This window comes from Streptosporangium jomthongense, from assembly GCF_042650425.1.
Classification (GTDB): Bacteria; Actinomycetota; Actinomycetes; order Streptosporangiales; family Streptosporangiaceae; genus Streptosporangium.
Map to the genome: position 1 here is coordinate 247,040 of NZ_JBHSBC010000008.1, position 15,924 is coordinate 262,963.

The window sequence follows — 15,924 nt, forward strand, 5'->3', positions numbered from 1 at the left end:
CGCCCGGAACGGGGACGCCGCCGTCGCATGGCCCCCTTGGAGTTCCACATGCCCCGACCCCTGATCGGTGTCACCGCTTACCTTGAGGCCGCCCGCTGGGGCGACTGGGTCCGCGAGGCCGTCCTGTCACCCCCCTCCTACGTGCGTGCGATCGAGAAGGCGGGCGGGATCGCCGTACTGGTCCCGCCGACGAACCCGGCCGCGGCCGGCGACCACGTGCGGCGTCTGTCCGGGCTGGTCCTCGCGGGCGGTGGCGCGCTCGACCCCTCCCTGTACGGCGCGTCCCCCGAGGGCCGCGCGGGCGCGCCCCAGCCCCACCGCGACCGGTTCGAGCTCGCCCTCGCCCGCGCCGCCGTACGGGAGGGTCTGCCGTTGCTGGCCGTGGCCAGGGGCATGCACGTCCTCAACGTCGCCCAGGGCGGCTCGCTGATCCCGTGGCTCTCCGACGAGGTCGGTCACGACCGTCACTCCGCCGCGGGCCGGGAGCACCTGATCCAGATCAGCGTCTCAAGCGGCCTGGGCAAGGCGGTCGGCGACCACGCGGAGGTGACCGCGCCGCACCACCAGGCCGTCAAGAGGCTGGGCGAGGGGCTGCTCGCCGTCGCGTGGGCCGACGACCAGATCGTCGAGGGGGTCGAGCTTCAGGGGCACCCCTTCTGCGTCGGCGTCCAGTGGCATCCGGAGCGCGCCGGCGACAACCGGCTGTTCGAGGCGCTGGTCCAGGCGGCGCGCTGAGGTGCCCCCGAGGCGTCACAGGTCGCAGGCGCCTGCGGTGTCGAGGCTCCGGGGCCTGCGCACGTGGTAGACGAAGGCGGGGGGAAGGTTGCCCCAGACGGTCCTGCCGACGACGACCTCCTCGAAGGTCTCGTGCAGACGGCGCCGGAAGCGCTGCGCGGGCCGCATGCGCTTGGCGAAGCTGTAGGCGAAGGTCGTGAAGGCCGTGTGCGGGCTCATGGTGGCCACGACGGCGTCCAGCAGGCGCGTCTGGGTGTCGGCGGAGAAGGCCGCCCAGGGCAGGCCGCTGATGACGGCGTCGGCCTTCTCAAGACCGCGCTCACGCAGCATCTCGGGCAGCCGCGCCGCGTCGCCGACCACCACGTCCACCTTCGGGTGCCGCTCCGACAGGAACGAGGCCAGCGCGGGATTGATCTCCACGGCCAGGTGGTGCCCCCTGCCGTTCAGCCGCCGCTGGATCTCCGCGGTGAACGCCCCCGTCCCCGGGCCCAGCTCGACGATCACGGGATCGCCCCGCTGGGGGACCGGGGTGGTCACCGTCTCGGCCAGCCGCCGTGAGCTCGGCGCCACCGCCCCAACGGTTCCCGGGGAGCGTAGCCACTGCCCCAGAAAGAGCGTGGTGTCTTTGGTCATGCTGTGAAGGGTAGAGGCTGAAGCGGGCGGAATGGCCCCGTAATCCGATTGATTTTCCTTCCGCCATGAGGAGGAGAGGGCCGACCTACCTCAGGAGGAGAGGCACGGGCGCCGCGAACGGGTTCCGTCCCGGCGACGTCCCCGGAGCACGGCGAATCCGCCACGCGGCGGATCGGCGGGTACCCCTGGAGGCTGACGACCCGGCGGATCCGCGCGGCCACGATGTGTCCCTGAACAGTCATTGCAGGAAGGACACATCTCATGCAGGAGGGCATCACCCGGCCGCTCGCGGCACCGGAGCGCTCCGTCTCCGCGGGCCTGCTGTACGGCCTGCGCGTTCTGGTGACCGCGCAGGCCGTCGGTCTGATCGTCGCGGCCTCCTTCGCGGGCCAGGCCGTACAGGGCGGAGCCGATCTGGCCGAGACCCACGTCATGGTCGGGATGGTGGTGCACCTGATCGCACTGCTGCAGACCGTCGCGGCCGTGCTGTTCTGGCGGCCGGGCCGAGGCGCGGGATGGCCCGCGGCGGCCAGCGCGGGCCTGCTCCTGATCGGCATGGGGCAGCACTTCACCTGGAACCTGCTCGGCACACACGTGCCCAGCGGGCTCACCCTGTTCGGGCTGACCGTGGCCCTGCTCGTCTGGGTCTGGTCGCCCCGCGCCGCGGTCCGCGGCCGCTGAGGCGCGGCGCGGGCGGTCTCCCGGCCCGCGCCTCGCCCGACCCCCGGAACCTCGGAAGGCCCGGGACGCACGAGACGGATCCGTCTCGTGCGTCCCGGGCCTTCGCCGTGCCGCCAGGGCCGCCCGGAGACGAAGGTCGTTGACAACGACAGTTGCGAATAGTTGGATGTTATGTGGGTCAAGGAACATCCGTGGCCGGGTCCGTCACCCGCCGTCCTTGTCGCCCGTTCGGTGACGATCGAAGTGCTCGTGCTGTGAAAGCACAGTTCCGGCCCCATTTTTGGCGTTTGTGCAGCGCCGTACTATGCCCAAATAGTTCAACGTTCAACCAAACGTCGACCTGTGGGTGCCGGTTCATCAGTGAACTACATCGCAACAGGAGAAAAGTCATGCTGGAGAGAATCGGGCCTTACACCCTTTTGCTCGCCCGGGTCGTCATCGGCATCGTGTTCATCGCGCACGGCCTTCAGAAGCTCCTCAGCAGCGGGATCGACGAGGTCACGGCCGGGTTCACCCACCTCGGCATCCCCCTCGCCGCCGTGGCGGCCCCGGCCGTGGCGGGCAGTGAGGTCCTCTGCGGCCTCGCCTTCATCCTCGGCGCCGCCCTGCCTGTCGCGGGCGTCATCCTCGCCCTCAACATGGTCGGCGCCTACGTCTTCGTCCACGCGGGCAAGGGCTTCTTCTCGCAGCAGGGTGGGTTCGAGTACGTCCTGGTCCTGTTCGCCATCTGCCTGGCGATCGGGTTCAGCGGCGGCGGGGCGCTGGCCCTGGACAGGCTGTGGCGGCGTGACCGCTCCCCGGTCGCCGTGGGAGCCGCGAACTGAGCCGTTGCGGCGGACCGTGACCGGGTCCGCCGCATCCTCCCCGGGTGCGGGACGGGCGACACGCCCGGCCCGCGCCCGCGGCACACTCCCCCCACGACCTCGAAGAACCTTCACAAGGTTCCTGCCGAAGCTGTGAAGAGACCTGTGGTGCCCGTCACCTGCGGGATGCCGCGGCGAACGCAGTAGGGTCGGCTTCAGGTACGGGGAGGGAGACATTCGGGTGAATCCGGAAGCATCGGGTGCCGAAGACCGCATTTTGACGGTGCCCAACGCGCTGAGCCTGGCCCGGCTTGTCGGAGTCCCGGTCTTCCTGTGGCTGGTCCTCGGGCCGAAGGCCGACAGCTGGGCCGTGGCGCTGCTGATGCTGGCCGGCCTGTCCGACTGGCTCGACGGCAAGATCGCCCGCGCGTGGAACCAGACCAGCAGGCTCGGCCGCCTCCTCGACCCGCTGGCCGACCGCCTCTACATCCTGGCCACCCTCTTCGGCCTGGCCATGCGCGAGATCATCCCCTGGTGGCTGGCCCTGGCGATCCCGCTGCGCGACGTCATGCTGCTGGGCATCCCGCCCATCCTGCGCCGCCTGGGGTACGGCCCCGCGCTGCCCGTGCACTTCCTCGGCAAGGCCGCGACGGCCAACCTGCTCTACGCCTTCCCCCTGCTCTTCCTCGCCCACCACGACGCCTGGTACGCCGGGCCCGCCCGCATCGTCGGCTGGTCGCTCGCGATCTGGGGCACCGGACTGTACTGGTGGTCCGGGGCGCTCTACTGGGTACAGGTGCGTCAGCTCATACGCGGAGCCGGACGCATTAAGAGGTGATGTGTGAAGGCCGTCGTGATGGCGGGCGGGGAGGGGACTCGGCTGCGGCCGATGACCGCCAACCAGCCCAAGCCACTGCTACCCGTGATCAACCGGCCGATCATGGAACACGTGCTGCGCCTGCTGAGGCGGCACGGGTTCACCGAGACCGTGGTGACCGTGCAGTTCCTGGCGGCGCTGGTCCGCAACTACTTCGGTGACGGCGACGAGCTCGGCATGAGCCTGTACTACGCCACCGAGGACACCCCTCTCGGCACGGCGGGCAGCGTCAAGAACGCCGCGGACAAGCTCAGGGACGAGCCCTTCCTGGTCATCTCCGGCGACGCGCTGACCGACATGGACCTCACCGACATGATCCGCTTCCACCGGGAGAACGGCGCGCTGGTGACGATCGGGCTCAAACGCGTCCCCAACCCCCTGGAGTTCGGCATCGTCATCGTCGACGACCGGGGCAGGGTCGAGCGCTTCCTGGAGAAGCCGACCTGGGGTCAGGTCTTCTCCGACACCGTCAACACCGGCGTCTACGTGATGGAGCCCGAGGTCCTCGATGAGATCGCCGCGGGCGGGGTCGTCGACTGGTCCGCCGACGTCTTCCCCCGCCTGCTGGCGCGCGGCGCCCCGCTGTACGGCTACGTCGCCGACGGTTACTGGGAGGACGTCGGCACCCACGAGAGCTACCTCAGGGCGCAGGCGGACGTGCTCTCCGGGCGGGTGAGGGTGGACATCGACGCCTTCGAGGTCTCCCCGGGTGTCTGGGTGGCCGAGGGGGCCTCGGTCGACGCCGACGCCGTGCTCAAGGGCCCCCTGTACGTCGGCGACTACGCCAAGGTCGAGGCGGGGGCCGAACTGCGCGAGTTCACCGTGCTCGGCAGCAACGTGGTGGTCAGGGAGGGCGCCTTCCTGCACCGCGCCGTCGTCCACGACAACGTCTACGTCGGCCCGAGCGCCCACCTGCGCGGCTGTGTCGTCGGCAAGAACACCGACCTGATGACCGGGGTCAGGATCGAGGAGGGCGCCGTCGTCGGCGACGAGTGCATCATCGAGGCCGAGGCGTACGTCTCCTCGGGCGTCAAGGTCTACCCCTTCAAGACCGTGGAGGCCGGGGCGGTCGTCAACACCAGCGTCATCTGGGAGCCCAGGGGCCAGCGCAGCCTGTTCGGCCCGCGCGGCGTCTCCGGCCTGGTCAACGTGGAGATCACCCCCGAACTGTGCGTACGGCTCGCCAGCGCCTACGCGACCACGCTGAGGAAGGGCGCCTCGGTCATCACCTCCCGGGACTCCTCCCGGGCGGCCAGGGCGCTGAAGCGGGCCGTGATCAGCGCGCTGACCGCCAGCGCGATCAACGTGCTCGACCTGGAGGCGGCCCCGCTGCCCGTCTCGCGCTTCCACACCGCCAGGGAGAACGCGGTCGGCGGGATCGCGTTGCGCACCACCCCGGGCGACCCGCAGAGCGTGGACATCGTCTTCATGGACGAGCACGGCGCCGACCTCTCCCAGGGCGCCCAGCGCAAACTGGAGCGGGTCTTCTCCCGCCAGGAGTTCCGCCGAGCCTTCCCCGGGGAGATCGCCGAGCTGAGCTTCCCGGCCAGGGCGATCGAGGACTACACCTACGAGCTGTTGCGCTGCGTGGACGTCACCGGGGTGCGCGACGCCGACCTGAAGGTCGTCGTCGACTGCGCGGGCGGCACCTCCTCACTGGTGCTGCCCAGCCTCCTGGGCAGGGTCGGCGTCGAGGTGCTCACCGTCAACAACCGCCTGGACGACGCCTCGCCGACCGAGACCCTCGCCGAGCGCCGCCGGGCCCTGCAACGCCTGTCCGAACTGGTCGGCTCGGCCAGGGCGGCCTTCGGCGTGCGCTTCGACCCGGTGGGGGAGCGGATCGCGCTCGTCGACGAGACGGGCCAGCTGATCAGCGAGGAGCGCGCCCTGCTGGTCGTGCTCGACCTGGTCGCCGCAGAGCGGCGCGGCGGCAGGGTGGCCCTGCCGGTCACCACGACCCGGGTGGCCGAGCAGGTCTGCCGCTTCCACGGCGTGCAGGTCGAGTGGACCTCGACCGCGCTGGACGCGCTGACCACCGCGGCCAGGGCGGAGGGCATGGTCTTCGCCGCGGACGGGCGGGGCGGCTTCGTGGTACCCGAGTTCGGCCCGACGGTCGACGGCCTGGCGGTGTTCCTTCGGCTGCTCGGCCTGGTCGCCAGGACCCGCCTTTCGCTCAGCCAGATCGACGCCAGGATCCCGCAGGCCCGGTTGCTGCGCCGTACGGTCCCCACGCCGTGGGCCGCCAAGGGCGTGGTGATGCGTTCGGTCATCGAGGCCGCCGAGCTGTACCGGATAGACACGACCGACGGGGTGCGCGTCGTGGCGCAGGACGGCAGCTGGGCGCTGGTGCTGCCGGACCCGGCCGAGGCGGTGACCCACCTGTGGGCGGAGGCGGGGGACGTCGACTCGGCGCAGAGCCTGATCGAGCACTGGGCCAGGGTCGTGGAGGGGGCGGCGGCGACCTGAGGTCTCCCCTGGGATCCCCGGCCCGGAGAGCGCGAAAACCCAGCGCGGCGGCATGGACCGGGGCGCCGCCCGGCGGTAACTTTGTCCTCGACCGAACCCGTCCTCGAGCGTCGGACTTGATCTTTCTCGCTATTCGGTGTATGTTGCGGCATTCGCAGTCTGAGCAAATACTTGAGAAGCGATGAAGCGAGGCGCGCGTACCGAGAACCGTTGCCGCGTCCTCGCGGTAGGAGGCCGAGCCGATCGATGCCGAGCGTCTACTGCACGCAGTGCGGTCATGCCAACCCTGAGGACGCCCGTTTCTGTTCACGATGCGGGTCGCCGCTGACCAGGTTCGACTCCCCGGGAGACAGTACGTCGACGATCTCCCTGTCCGGGATCGAGGCCTACGAGGCGGAGACGGGAGAGACGCTTCTCGCCGAGCGGCAGGCCGTCGAGCAACTGCCTCCGGGCGCCGCGCTGCTCGTCGCCATGCGTGGTCCCAACGCGGGCAGCCGCTTCCTGCTGGACAGCGACCTGACCACGGTCGGCCGTCACCCCGAGAGTGACATCTTCCTGGACGACATCACCGTCTCGCGGCGTCACGTCGAGTTCTACCGGCGCGGCGGAGGGGTGTTCACCGTCCGTGACGTCGGCAGCCTCAACGGCACCTACGTCAACCGTGAGCGGATCGAGGAGGTCCCGCTCTACGGCGGCGACGAGGTGCAGATCGGCAAGTTCCGCCTGGTCTTCCTCACCCGTGGCGCCGCTGGAGGATGATGAGCTCCCAGGCGGCTCGTTCGCACATGAGCATCGGGGAGGTGCTCGCCCTGTTGCAGGGCGAGTTCCCCGACGTCAGCATCTCCAAGATCCGTTTCCTGGAGGGCGAGGGGTTGATCGAGCCGGAGCGCAGTCCCTCCGGCTACCGGAAGTTCAGTTACGCCGACGTCGAGCGGCTGCGTTACATCCTCGGCGAGCAGCGCGACCGTTACCTGCCGCTGCGTGTGATCAAGGACCGGCTCGAGGCCGCGGACCGCGAGGACCGGCCGGTCACCCCTCCGCGGGCCCTTCCCGGCGAGGCGCCGCCGGAGGTTCGTCTCACCCGCAAGGAACTGCTCGCCGCCGCCGAGCTCGACGAGGAGACCCTCACCGAGCTTGAGGACTTCGGCCTGCTCGCCGCGGTCGCCCGCCACTACGACGCCGAGGCGCTGGCCGTGGCCCGCAGCGTGGGGGCACTGGCCGCCTTCGGGCTCAGGGCACGCCACCTGCGGGTCGTCAAGGCCGCGGCCGAGCGGGAGGCCACCCTCGTCGAACAGGCCATCGCGCCGTTGCTTCGCCGCCGAGGCCCGGGGGCCATCGACCGGGCCGACGAGACCGCCAAGGAGATTTCTGGTCTTCTGCTGGAATTGCACGCCTCGCTCCTGCGTTCCGCCGTGCGTGGGGGCTTGGGCCGGTGAGAACCTGACCAGGCACTCGTCCCCTCACGAGTGTTACGTTGAACAAACCGGTCATAATCCAGCGAAGACGGAGCAGCCCGTGTTGCAGATGGAGGTCGTGGGCGTTCGGGTTGAGATGCCCTCAAACCAGCCTATTGTCCTGCTGAAGGAGGCACATGGGGAGCGGTACCTGCCGATCTGGATCGGCATGACCGAGGCGACGGCGATCGCGATGGCCCAGGCCGAAGAGCCGCCACCCCGGCCACTCACCCATGACCTCTTCCGCGACGTGCTCGACGCGCTCGGCGTCCGGCTGAGCACCGTGAACATCGTCGCACTCCGTGATGGGATCTTCTTCGCCGATCTCGTGTTCTCCAACGGGGTCGAGGTGAGCGCCCGTCCTTCGGACTCCATAGCCCTGGCGTTGCGTACGGGAGCCCGTATCTTCGCCAGTGAGGACATCGTCAGGGAGGCGGGGGTGATCATTCCCGACGACCAGGAGGACGAGGTGGAGAAGTTCAGGGAGTTCCTTGACACGATCACGCCCGAGGACTTCGGTCGCGCGGGGTAGGTATTTCGGTGCATTTACGCTTCACGACGCGCCGGGGAGGGTCGTTGACTGATCTTGGCCCCAGTCCTACGGTGCAAGTGAAACCCGCGGCTGTGCGCAAACCCCCAGATCAGGCCGCGGGATGAGAGAAAGCCGGAGGTCCGCGTGGCGGTCAGCAGCGGCGAGGGTAGAAACGCCGACCAGGATGACCCGGAACGGCGCGGGGAGGCACGTCAGCGTGCGGGCGAAGAGGGCCTGCTGTTCGACGGGCAGCCGGTGAAACTGCCCGCCGACATCGGATACCGCGGTCCCACCGCCTGTGCCGCGGCCGACATCACCTATCGGCAGCTGGACTACTGGGCGCGCACCGGTCTGGTCGAGCCCACGGTCAGGGCCGCTCACGGTTCGGGTTCCCAGCGCCTGTACGGCTTCCGCGACATCCTGGTGCTCAAGGTCGTCAAACGGCTGCTCGACACGGGTGTGTCCCTCCAGCAGATCCGCATCGCCGTCCAGCACCTGCGCGACCGCGGCGTCAACGACCTGGCCCAGATCACCCTCATGAGTGACGGGGTGAGCGTGTACGAGTGCACCTCACCCGACGAGGTCATCGACCTGCTCCAGGGAGGGCAGGGTGTCTTCGGCATAGCCCTCGGCCGCGTCTGGCAGGAGGTGGAGGGCTCCCTGGCCGACCTGCCCGGAGAGCGCGCGGAGTCCGGCCAGAGCCCTTTAGGCGATCACCACGCGGATGAGCTGGCCCGTCGTCGCCGGGCTCGCCGCACCGGGTAAGGTTGTCTCGCTGCTGACTCTGCGCGGGAGAGACCCCGGCATGATCGGGGCGCCGAAGGAGCAACCTCCCCGGAATCTCTCAGGCACCCGGTACCGCGTGGGCGAGGCGACTCTGGAAAGCAGGCACGCCCGCCAGGCGCGTCTCACCGACGGGGAAAGCCTTCCACGCACCGGAAGGTGAAACTCTCAGGTCGCGATGACAGAGGGGGAGATCCGGCATACGCCCGCGCCCAGCGCCGGTCTCCAACGTCTCGGGAGGCTTCCCATGACCGACCTGTCACCGCTCAGCGAGCTGACCCCCCCGCCGTTCGCCACCCGTCACATCGGGCCCGCGGACGCCGACCAGACCCGCATGCTCGAGGCGGTCGGATTCGCCTCGACCGCCGACCTGGTCGCGGTGGCCGTCCCCGAGGCCATCAGGGCGAAGGACAGGCTCAACCTCCCGCCCGCCGCGAGCGAGACGGAGGCCATCGCCGAGCTGCGCGCCCTCGCCGGGCGCAACACCGTGCTCACCTCGATGATCGGCCTGGGCTACCACGACACGATCACCCCGGCGGTCATCCGCCGCAACCTCCTGGAGAACCCCGGCTGGTACACCGCCTACACGCCCTACCAGCCCGAGATCTCCCAGGGGCGCCTTGAGGCCCTGCTCAACTTCCAGACGGTCGTCTCCGACCTGACCGGTCTCGACGTGGCGGGCGCCTCCCTGCTGGACGAGGCCACCGCCGCCGCCGAGGCGATGACGCTGGCCCGCAGGGCGGTGCGCGGCTCCTCGAACGTGTTCGTCGTCGACGCCGGCTCGTTGCCGCAGACCAAGGCCGTGCTGCGCACCAGGGCCGAGCCGCTCGGCATCGAGCTGGTCGAGAGCGACTTCACCGAGGCCCTTCCCGACTGTTTCGGCGTGCTCGTGCAGTACCCCGGGGCCGACGGCGAGATCAGGGACTTCCGCGCCGTCGCCGAGGCCGCCCACGCGCGCGGCGCCCAGGTGGTGGCCGCCGCCGACCTGCTGGCCCTGACCCTGCTGGCCGCCCCCGGCGAGCTCGGCGCCGACATCGCGATCGGCTCCTCGCAGCGCTTCGGCGTCCCGCTGGGCTTCGGCGGCCCGCACGCCGCCTACATGGCCGTCCGCGACGGCCTGCAGCGGCAGATGCCCGGCCGTCTGGTCGGCGTCTCCCAGGACGCCGACGGCCGCCCCGCCTACCGCCTGGCGCTGCAGACCCGTGAGCAGCACATCCGCAGGGAGAAGGCGACCAGCAACATCTGCACCGCGCAGGTGCTGCTCGCGGTCATCGCGGGCATGTACGCCGTCTACCACGGCCCCGAGGGCCTTCGCAGGATCGCCAGGCGCGTCCACCGGCACGCCGTCGTGCTGGCCGCGGGCCTGCGCCACGGAGGCGTCGAGGTCGTCCACGACGCCTTCTTCGACACCGTGCTCGCCCGGGTGCCCGGCCGCGCCGCCCGGATCGTGGCCGCGGCCCGCGACAACGGCGTCAACCTGCGCCTGGTCGACGCCGACCACGTCGGTGTCACCTGCGACGAGCGGACCGAGCAGCTCCACCTGGAGCAGGTCCTGGCCGCCTTCGAGGTCAGCGGCGCCGTACTGACCGACCTGGACGCCGCGGCGCACGACGCGCTGCCCGAGGGGCTGGCGCGCACCGGCGACTACCTGACCCACCCGGTCTTCCACAGCCACAGGTCGGAGACGGCCATGCTGCGCTACCTGCGCAGGCTCCAGGACAAGGACGTCGCGCTCGACCGGTCGATGATCCCGCTCGGCTCGTGCACCATGAAGCTCAACGCGACCACCGAGATGGAGCCGATCACCTGGCCCGAGTTCGCCGGGCTGCACCCCTACGCCCCCGCGGAGCAGGCCGAGGGCTACACGGAGCTGGTGCGGGAGCTTGAGGGCTGGCTGGCCGAGGTCACCGGCTACGACGCGGTCTCCATCCAGCCGAACGCGGGCTCCCAGGGTGAGTTCGCCGGGCTGCTGGCGATCCGCGCCTACCACCACGCCCGCGGCGAGGCCCATCGCGACGTCTGCCTGATCCCCTCCTCCGCGCACGGCACCAACGCCGCCAGCGCGGTCATGGCCGGTATGCGGGTCGTCGTGGTCGCCTGCGACGACAACGGCAACGTGGACCTCGCCGACCTCGACGCCAAGCTCGGCAAGCACCGCGACCGGCTCGCCGCGATCATGGTGACCTACCCCTCGACGCACGGCGTCTACGAGGAGACCATCACCCAGATCTGCGAGCGGGTGCACGAGGCGGGCGGCCAGGTCTACGTCGACGGCGCCAACCTCAACGCCCTGGTCGGCCTGGCCAAGCCGGGCGAGTTCGGGGCGGACGTCTCCCACCTGAACCTGCACAAGACCTTCTGCATCCCGCACGGCGGCGGCGGCCCCGGCGTCGGCCCCGTCGCGGTCCGCGCCCACCTCGCCGGCTACCTGCCCGGTCACCCGCTGCGCGACGACTCGCCGGTCGGTCCCGTCTCCGCCGCGCCGTACGGCTCGGCGGGCATCCTGCCCATCTCCTGGGCCTACGTCAGGATGATGGGCGCAGACGGGCTCAAGGCGGCCACCGAGCAGGCCATCCTGTCGGCCAACTACCTGGCCCGCAGGCTCGCCCCGCACTACCCCGTCCTCTACACCGGCCGGGGCGGCCTGGTCGCCCACGAGTGCATCGTGGACCTGCGCCAGATCACCAAGGAGACCGGTGTGACCGTGGACGACGTGGCCAAGCGCCTGGTCGACTACGGCTTCCACGCTCCCACCATGTCCTTCCCGGTGGCCGGTACGCTGATGATCGAGCCGACCGAGAGCGAGGACCTGGCCGAGCTCGACCGGTTCTGCGAGGCGATGATCGCGATCAGGGGGGAGATCGAGAAGGTCGCCTCCGGCGCCTACGACAAGACCGACAACCCGCTGCGCAACGCCCCGCACACGGCCGCCTGCCTGCTGGCCGACGACTGGGAGCACGCCTACTCGCGGGCCGAGGCGGCCTACCCGCTGCCGTCGGTGCGCGAGGCCAAGTACTGGTCGCCGGTCCGCCGGATCGACCAGGCGTACGGCGACCGCAATCTGGTGTGCGCCTGCCCTCCGCTTGAGGCCTACGAGGACTGATTCGCACCGTTAAGATCCACCTCGTGGACAGGGCTCCGGGCCACCGGGCCCGGGGCGATTCCTTACCCGGAGGGACCCTGCATGCCAGAGGTGGACACCCGACCGCTGGAGACCGCGCGGCGGCTGGCCGAGGACGGTGACCTGGACGGCGCCGCGGTGATTCTCGCGGAGCTGGCCGCGGACCCCGAGGGGCCCGACCGCGCGCAGGCGGCGGTCGGGCTGGCGGTGGTGCTCGAGGAGCGGGGGGACGCGCCCGACGCCAGGGCGGCGGCCCGTGCCGCGCTGGCCACCGGCCATCCCGAGTTCGCCGGGCAGGCCGCCTGCCTGCTCGCCAGGAGCTTCGAGCGCGACGACCTGCCCGACCAGGCGCGGGCGGCCTGGCAGGCCGCGCTGGGCACCGGGAACGCCGCCTGCGCTCCGCTGGCGCACATGGGCCTGGCCAGGCTCGCCGTGGGCCCCGTGGAGGCGGAGGAGGCCCTGAGGGCCGCGCTGGCGACCGGAGAGCCGGAGATCTCCTCCCTCGCCGCCCAGCGGCTGGCCGAGATCCTCCTTGAGGAGGGGGAGGCGGCCGAGGCGGCGGGAGTGCTCGTCGAGGCGCTGTCCGTGCCGGACGTCGTGGAGACGGCGAGGCTGCGGGTGCTGCTCGGCATCGCCCATCTCGAACTGGCCTGCGCCGAGCTCACCGGGGCGGTGGAGGAGGGCGGCGACGCCGAGACCGGGGCGCTGGCCATCGAGCTGCTGGCCCGCACGCTGCCGCTCAGAGGGCGTGACGAGGACGCCGAGCGGGTGTGGCGTTACGGCCTGGACAGCGCGGACGAGGAACTGGCCGAGGAGGTCAGGCTGCGACGCAACCGGGACGCCTGAGTCTCCGGCCCCGCTCTTCAGTCGCGGTGGCGCAGCCCGCCGAGGGCGTGGGCGATGTTGATCACCACGATGCCGCCCCAGGCGACCAGGATCCCCACGGTCCCGCCCTCGGCGGCGACGGCGGTCAGCGGGATGGCCAGCCCCAGCGAGCCGAGCGCGATCGGGACGGTGCCGTTCCCCTTGCGCCGCGGCGCGGGGGGAGGACCCTGGGGGTGCGGATAGTGCTGCTGGGGGTGATAACCCGTGGCCTGCAGCTCCGCCCGCACCCTGGCGGCGATCGTCGAGTCGAGGCGTTCGACGAAGGACTCGACGAGCGCGGCCTCGTACTCGGGGCCGAGGTCACGGCGGGCCCCGATGGTCGCCCGTACGTCCTGTCGGATATCGTGATGATCCTGCACCCTGAGATTGTCCGCCCTGCCGCAGGCCCGGACATCAGCCGTTAGGACTAGATCGGTGTCCATCCGGAGTACTGCCTCGTCCGTGGAGATCGGCACCGTTCACGGCCCGGCCGTGGCCGAGATCGACGAGGTGGCCGATCCACGTTTCCTGCTGGTGCTCACCCACGGCTCGGCCGGGGGAGTGGACGCACCCGACCTGCTGGCCGTACGGGACGCGGTGACGCCGATCGGCGGAGTGGTCGCCCGGGTGCTCCAGCCGTTCAGGATGCGAGGGGCCAGGGCTCCCGGATCGGCGGCCAGGCAGGACGAGGCCTGGCTGGAACTGGTCGCCGGGCTTCGCGGGCTCCGGCCCGGTCTGCCGCTGGTGCAGGGCGGGCGGAGCAACGGGGCCAGGGTCGCCTGCCGTACGGCCTCGCAGGCGGGGGCGACGGCGGTGGTCGCGCTGGCCTTCCCCCTGCATCCTCCCGGTAAGCCGGAGAGGTCGCGCGCGCAGGAACTGCGCGCGGCGGGGGTCGACGTGCTGGCGGTCAGCGGTGACCGTGACCCGTTTGGGGTCCCCGAGGCGGCGGACACCTCGCGCCTGGTGGTGCTGCCCGGTGAGGGGCACGATCTCAAAAGGCATCCCGGCAGGGTGGGCGAGGTGGTCGCGCACTGGCTCGGCGCGAGGATGCGCGCCGCCGCGGAGTGATCGGTCAGGCGATCAGGCGACGCCGGCCAGGGGCCGGTGCGGCTCGATGACCCCGCCGTCGGGCAGGATCTCACCGGTGTCGTCGAACAGCACCACACCGTTGCAGAGCAGGCTCCAGCCCTGCTCGGGGTGGGCGACCATCGTACGGGCGGCTTCGCGGTCCAGCGCCTCGGCGGGCGGACAGGACGGCTGGTGCGGGCACATCGGCGTGCCTCCGGATCTCTATCGTCGGCTCGCTGGATCGACATCGGACAGCGGGTGGACACCGTGTCCCCGATGGGAATCCGTTCCCATCGCGTGACGGGTGACGAGCATCTGGTGTGGACATGTGGGTCGTGCGTGCCTCGAACGGGGTGAGGTCCGCACGTTGGTCAAACTCAAGTGTGCGATCTGGATCTCACCCCGGGACATAGCCCGTTAGGACTGTTTGCGAACTCTGGAGAGTGGTCCTTCAGGGCTCTTCCGGAGGTGTGACCTATAGCACAGGATGCCTCATAGCGGACATCTGGCCAAGCGAAACGCACCATCTGGCAGGTAAAAAAGGATCGGCCTCGCGTTTCTTTACCGTTCAGTCTCCGTTCGCTTTCCGTTGAGTCCCGCCAGCAGGGCGTTCAGCCCGTGCTCGAAGTCGGTGTCGGCCGCCGCGGAGCCTCCGCCGGCCGACGGGGGACGCCACGGCTCGGCGCCGTCCGCCGGGGAGTCGGCCCATCCGGAGCGCTGTACCTCGACCGCGACCGCGCCGAAGACGTAGGCCCGCAGCGTCCGTACCGCCTGCGCCGCGTCGGGCAGCCCGGCGTCGGCGAGCTGCTCGGTCTGCTCCATGAGGGCGATCGCCGCGCGGCCCTTCGGGGGCTTGGTCAGCGCCAGCGCCAGCACCCCGGGATGCTCCCTGAGCGCGTCCCTGCTCGCCCTGCACCACGCCCTCGCGCTGTCCTGCCAGGTGCTCGCGGGCTCGGCGTGGACGGCCGTGACGTGCTCGGCCAGGGCGTCCATGAGGGCGTCCTTGCCGCGCGGCAGATGGTGGTAGATGGCCATGGCCTCGACCTGGAGCGCGTCGCCCAGGCGCCGCATCGTCAGCCGCCGGAGCCCCTGGCTGTCGGCGATGTGCAGGGCGGCCTCGATGATGCGTTCCCTGGAGAGCGGGACGGGTGGTCGTTTGGCGGGCATGGGCCGCATCCTGCCATCGGTGACCTTACTGTGTAAAGGGCGCCGCGCCGTGCCGTCCGGGGTGGGCCGGTCCCTGAGTGGGTGGTCCGGGGGCCGACGGCGTAGGCTACAGCCGTGATCCGCCGGGAGGTTCCCGGCGACGGGTGAGAGAGGGCAGACGATGGCGTTTTTCCGACCGGGCGTGAGCCGGGAGGCGGAGGTCCGTCACCACGCCGACCAGGAGGTCGGGAAGAGCTTCCCCGAGTTCCTTGAGAGGGCGCGCACGGCCGAGGCCGAACTGCGCCGGGTGCAGGCGGCCGGGGCGTCCCCGGAGGAGCTCAGGGCCGCCGGGCTGGTCTTCGACGCGGCGCTGACCGAGGCGTTGCGCGCGGCCGAGGCGGGCCAGCGGGCGACCTTCGGGCCCAAGGCCTACGACGACAGGATCCGCCGCCGCAAGGGCAGGGCGACCCCCAAGGGTGCGGAGTGGACCGCCGAGGTCAACCGGCTGCGCACCCTGCGCGAGGAGAACCGGCTGACCGGCATCGCCCGCGTCCCGCGGCCGGTGACCACCGTCGTCCGCTGACTCCTCGTGTGAACGGCCTGCCGGGTCGTTCACACACCAGGCGGCTCCAGGATACCGGGGCCGCCTTTCTCGTGCCCGGATGCCTCGACGTGCCCGGGTGGCCGGTGGTCGCTCCCGGCGTCGCCTCCGAGGCACCCCTCTCGCCGCGCCGTGCCCGTCGCCGCGTGCGATGACGGGC

At 71.0% G+C, this 15,924-nt stretch carries 17 protein-coding genes and 1 riboswitch; of the genes, 13 read left to right on the forward strand and 4 right to left on the reverse strand.

The window, feature by feature from the left end; translation table 11 throughout:
• Positions 1–48: 48 nt before the first annotated feature.
• Positions 49–735 (forward strand): gamma-glutamyl-gamma-aminobutyrate hydrolase family protein, encoded by a 687-nt coding sequence (locus ACFOYY_RS09100; protein WP_352012562.1) that lies wholly within the window; start codon positions 49–51, stop codon positions 733–735.
• 15 nt (positions 736–750) lie between these two features.
• Here ACFOYY_RS09100 and ACFOYY_RS09105 read toward each other — a convergent pair whose 3' ends face one another.
• Entirely contained in the window at positions 751–1,368 is a 618-nt protein-coding gene (locus ACFOYY_RS09105) for a class I SAM-dependent methyltransferase (protein ID WP_386189289.1), read from the reverse strand.
• A gap of 261 nt (positions 1,369–1,629) precedes the next feature.
• Between ACFOYY_RS09105 and ACFOYY_RS09110 the strand changes: the two genes are divergently transcribed.
• The 10 genes from ACFOYY_RS09110 to ACFOYY_RS09155 all read left to right on the forward strand — a co-directional run bounded on the left by ACFOYY_RS09110 (position 1,630) and on the right by ACFOYY_RS09155 (position 12,931).
• Positions 1,630–2,049 carry a hypothetical protein gene (locus ACFOYY_RS09110; protein WP_352012560.1) on the forward strand — a complete coding sequence of 140 codons (420 nt, stop codon included), beginning with the start codon at positions 1,630–1,632 and terminating at the stop codon, positions 2,047–2,049.
• A 389-nt stretch (positions 2,050–2,438) separates the two neighbouring features.
• Positions 2,439–2,873 (forward strand): DoxX family protein, encoded by a 435-nt coding sequence (locus ACFOYY_RS09115; protein ID WP_352012559.1) that lies wholly within the window; start codon positions 2,439–2,441, stop codon positions 2,871–2,873.
• Between the two features lie 220 nt (positions 2,874–3,093).
• A complete protein-coding gene (locus ACFOYY_RS09120) occupies positions 3,094–3,690 on the forward strand; it encodes a CDP-alcohol phosphatidyltransferase family protein (RefSeq protein WP_362781331.1) in 597 nt (198 codons plus the stop codon).
• A gap of 3 nt (positions 3,691–3,693) precedes the next feature.
• Positions 3,694–6,195, forward strand: a complete 2,502-nt coding sequence (locus ACFOYY_RS09125) for a mannose-1-phosphate guanyltransferase (protein ID WP_352012557.1) — start codon at positions 3,694–3,696, stop codon at positions 6,193–6,195.
• Positions 6,196–6,441: 246 nt separating this feature from the next.
• A complete protein-coding gene (locus tag ACFOYY_RS09130; protein ID WP_352012556.1) occupies positions 6,442–6,954 on the forward strand; it encodes an FHA domain-containing protein in 513 nt (170 codons plus the stop codon).
• 26 nt (positions 6,955–6,980) lie between these two features.
• Positions 6,981–7,631 carry a transcriptional regulator FtsR gene (ftsR, locus tag ACFOYY_RS09135; protein ID WP_352012555.1) on the forward strand — a complete coding sequence of 217 codons (651 nt, stop codon included), beginning with the start codon at positions 6,981–6,983 and terminating at the stop codon, positions 7,629–7,631.
• Between the two features lie 79 nt (positions 7,632–7,710).
• The gene (locus ACFOYY_RS09140) at positions 7,711–8,181 is read left to right on the forward strand and encodes a bifunctional nuclease family protein (protein WP_184713884.1); all 471 of its coding nucleotides are present in this window, start codon (positions 7,711–7,713) and stop codon (positions 8,179–8,181) included.
• Positions 8,182–8,325: 144 nt separating this feature from the next.
• Positions 8,326–8,946 (forward strand): MerR family transcriptional regulator, encoded by a 621-nt coding sequence (locus ACFOYY_RS09145; protein WP_184713883.1) that lies wholly within the window; start codon positions 8,326–8,328, stop codon positions 8,944–8,946.
• A gap of 14 nt (positions 8,947–8,960) precedes the next feature.
• Positions 8,961–9,052, forward strand: a riboswitch (glycine riboswitch).
• Positions 9,053–9,211: 159 nt separating this feature from the next.
• The gene (gene gcvP / locus ACFOYY_RS09150; RefSeq protein ID WP_362918689.1) at positions 9,212–12,067 is read left to right on the forward strand and encodes an aminomethyl-transferring glycine dehydrogenase; all 2,856 of its coding nucleotides are present in this window, start codon (positions 9,212–9,214) and stop codon (positions 12,065–12,067) included.
• Between the two features lie 81 nt (positions 12,068–12,148).
• On the forward strand, positions 12,149–12,931 hold the full coding sequence (locus ACFOYY_RS09155) for a hypothetical protein (protein ID WP_386189294.1): 783 nt from the start codon (positions 12,149–12,151) through the stop codon (positions 12,929–12,931).
• Between the two features lie 17 nt (positions 12,932–12,948).
• Here the strand turns inward: ACFOYY_RS09155 and ACFOYY_RS09160 are convergent, their stop codons facing one another.
• On the reverse strand, positions 12,949–13,329 hold the full coding sequence (locus ACFOYY_RS09160) for a hypothetical protein (protein WP_352012552.1): 381 nt from the start codon (positions 13,327–13,329) through the stop codon (positions 12,949–12,951).
• 82 nt (positions 13,330–13,411) lie between these two features.
• Between ACFOYY_RS09160 and ACFOYY_RS09165 the strand changes: the two genes are divergently transcribed.
• Positions 13,412–14,017 carry an alpha/beta hydrolase family protein gene (locus tag ACFOYY_RS09165; protein WP_352012551.1) on the forward strand — a complete coding sequence of 202 codons (606 nt, stop codon included), beginning with the start codon at positions 13,412–13,414 and terminating at the stop codon, positions 14,015–14,017.
• 12 nt (positions 14,018–14,029) lie between these two features.
• Here the strand turns inward: ACFOYY_RS09165 and ACFOYY_RS09170 are convergent, their stop codons facing one another.
• Positions 14,030–14,221 (reverse strand): DUF5999 family protein, encoded by a 192-nt coding sequence (locus ACFOYY_RS09170; protein WP_352012550.1) that lies wholly within the window; start codon positions 14,219–14,221, stop codon positions 14,030–14,032.
• Between the two features lie 357 nt (positions 14,222–14,578).
• Complete coding sequence (locus tag ACFOYY_RS09175) at positions 14,579–15,184, reverse strand: TetR/AcrR family transcriptional regulator C-terminal domain-containing protein (RefSeq protein ID WP_352012549.1); 606 nt, start codon at positions 15,182–15,184, stop codon at positions 14,579–14,581.
• A 160-nt stretch (positions 15,185–15,344) separates the two neighbouring features.
• Between ACFOYY_RS09175 and ACFOYY_RS09180 the strand changes: the two genes are divergently transcribed.
• Positions 15,345–15,746, forward strand: a complete 402-nt coding sequence (locus tag ACFOYY_RS09180; protein WP_362781340.1) for a hypothetical protein — start codon at positions 15,345–15,347, stop codon at positions 15,744–15,746.
• Positions 15,747–15,924: the final 178 nt, after the last annotated feature.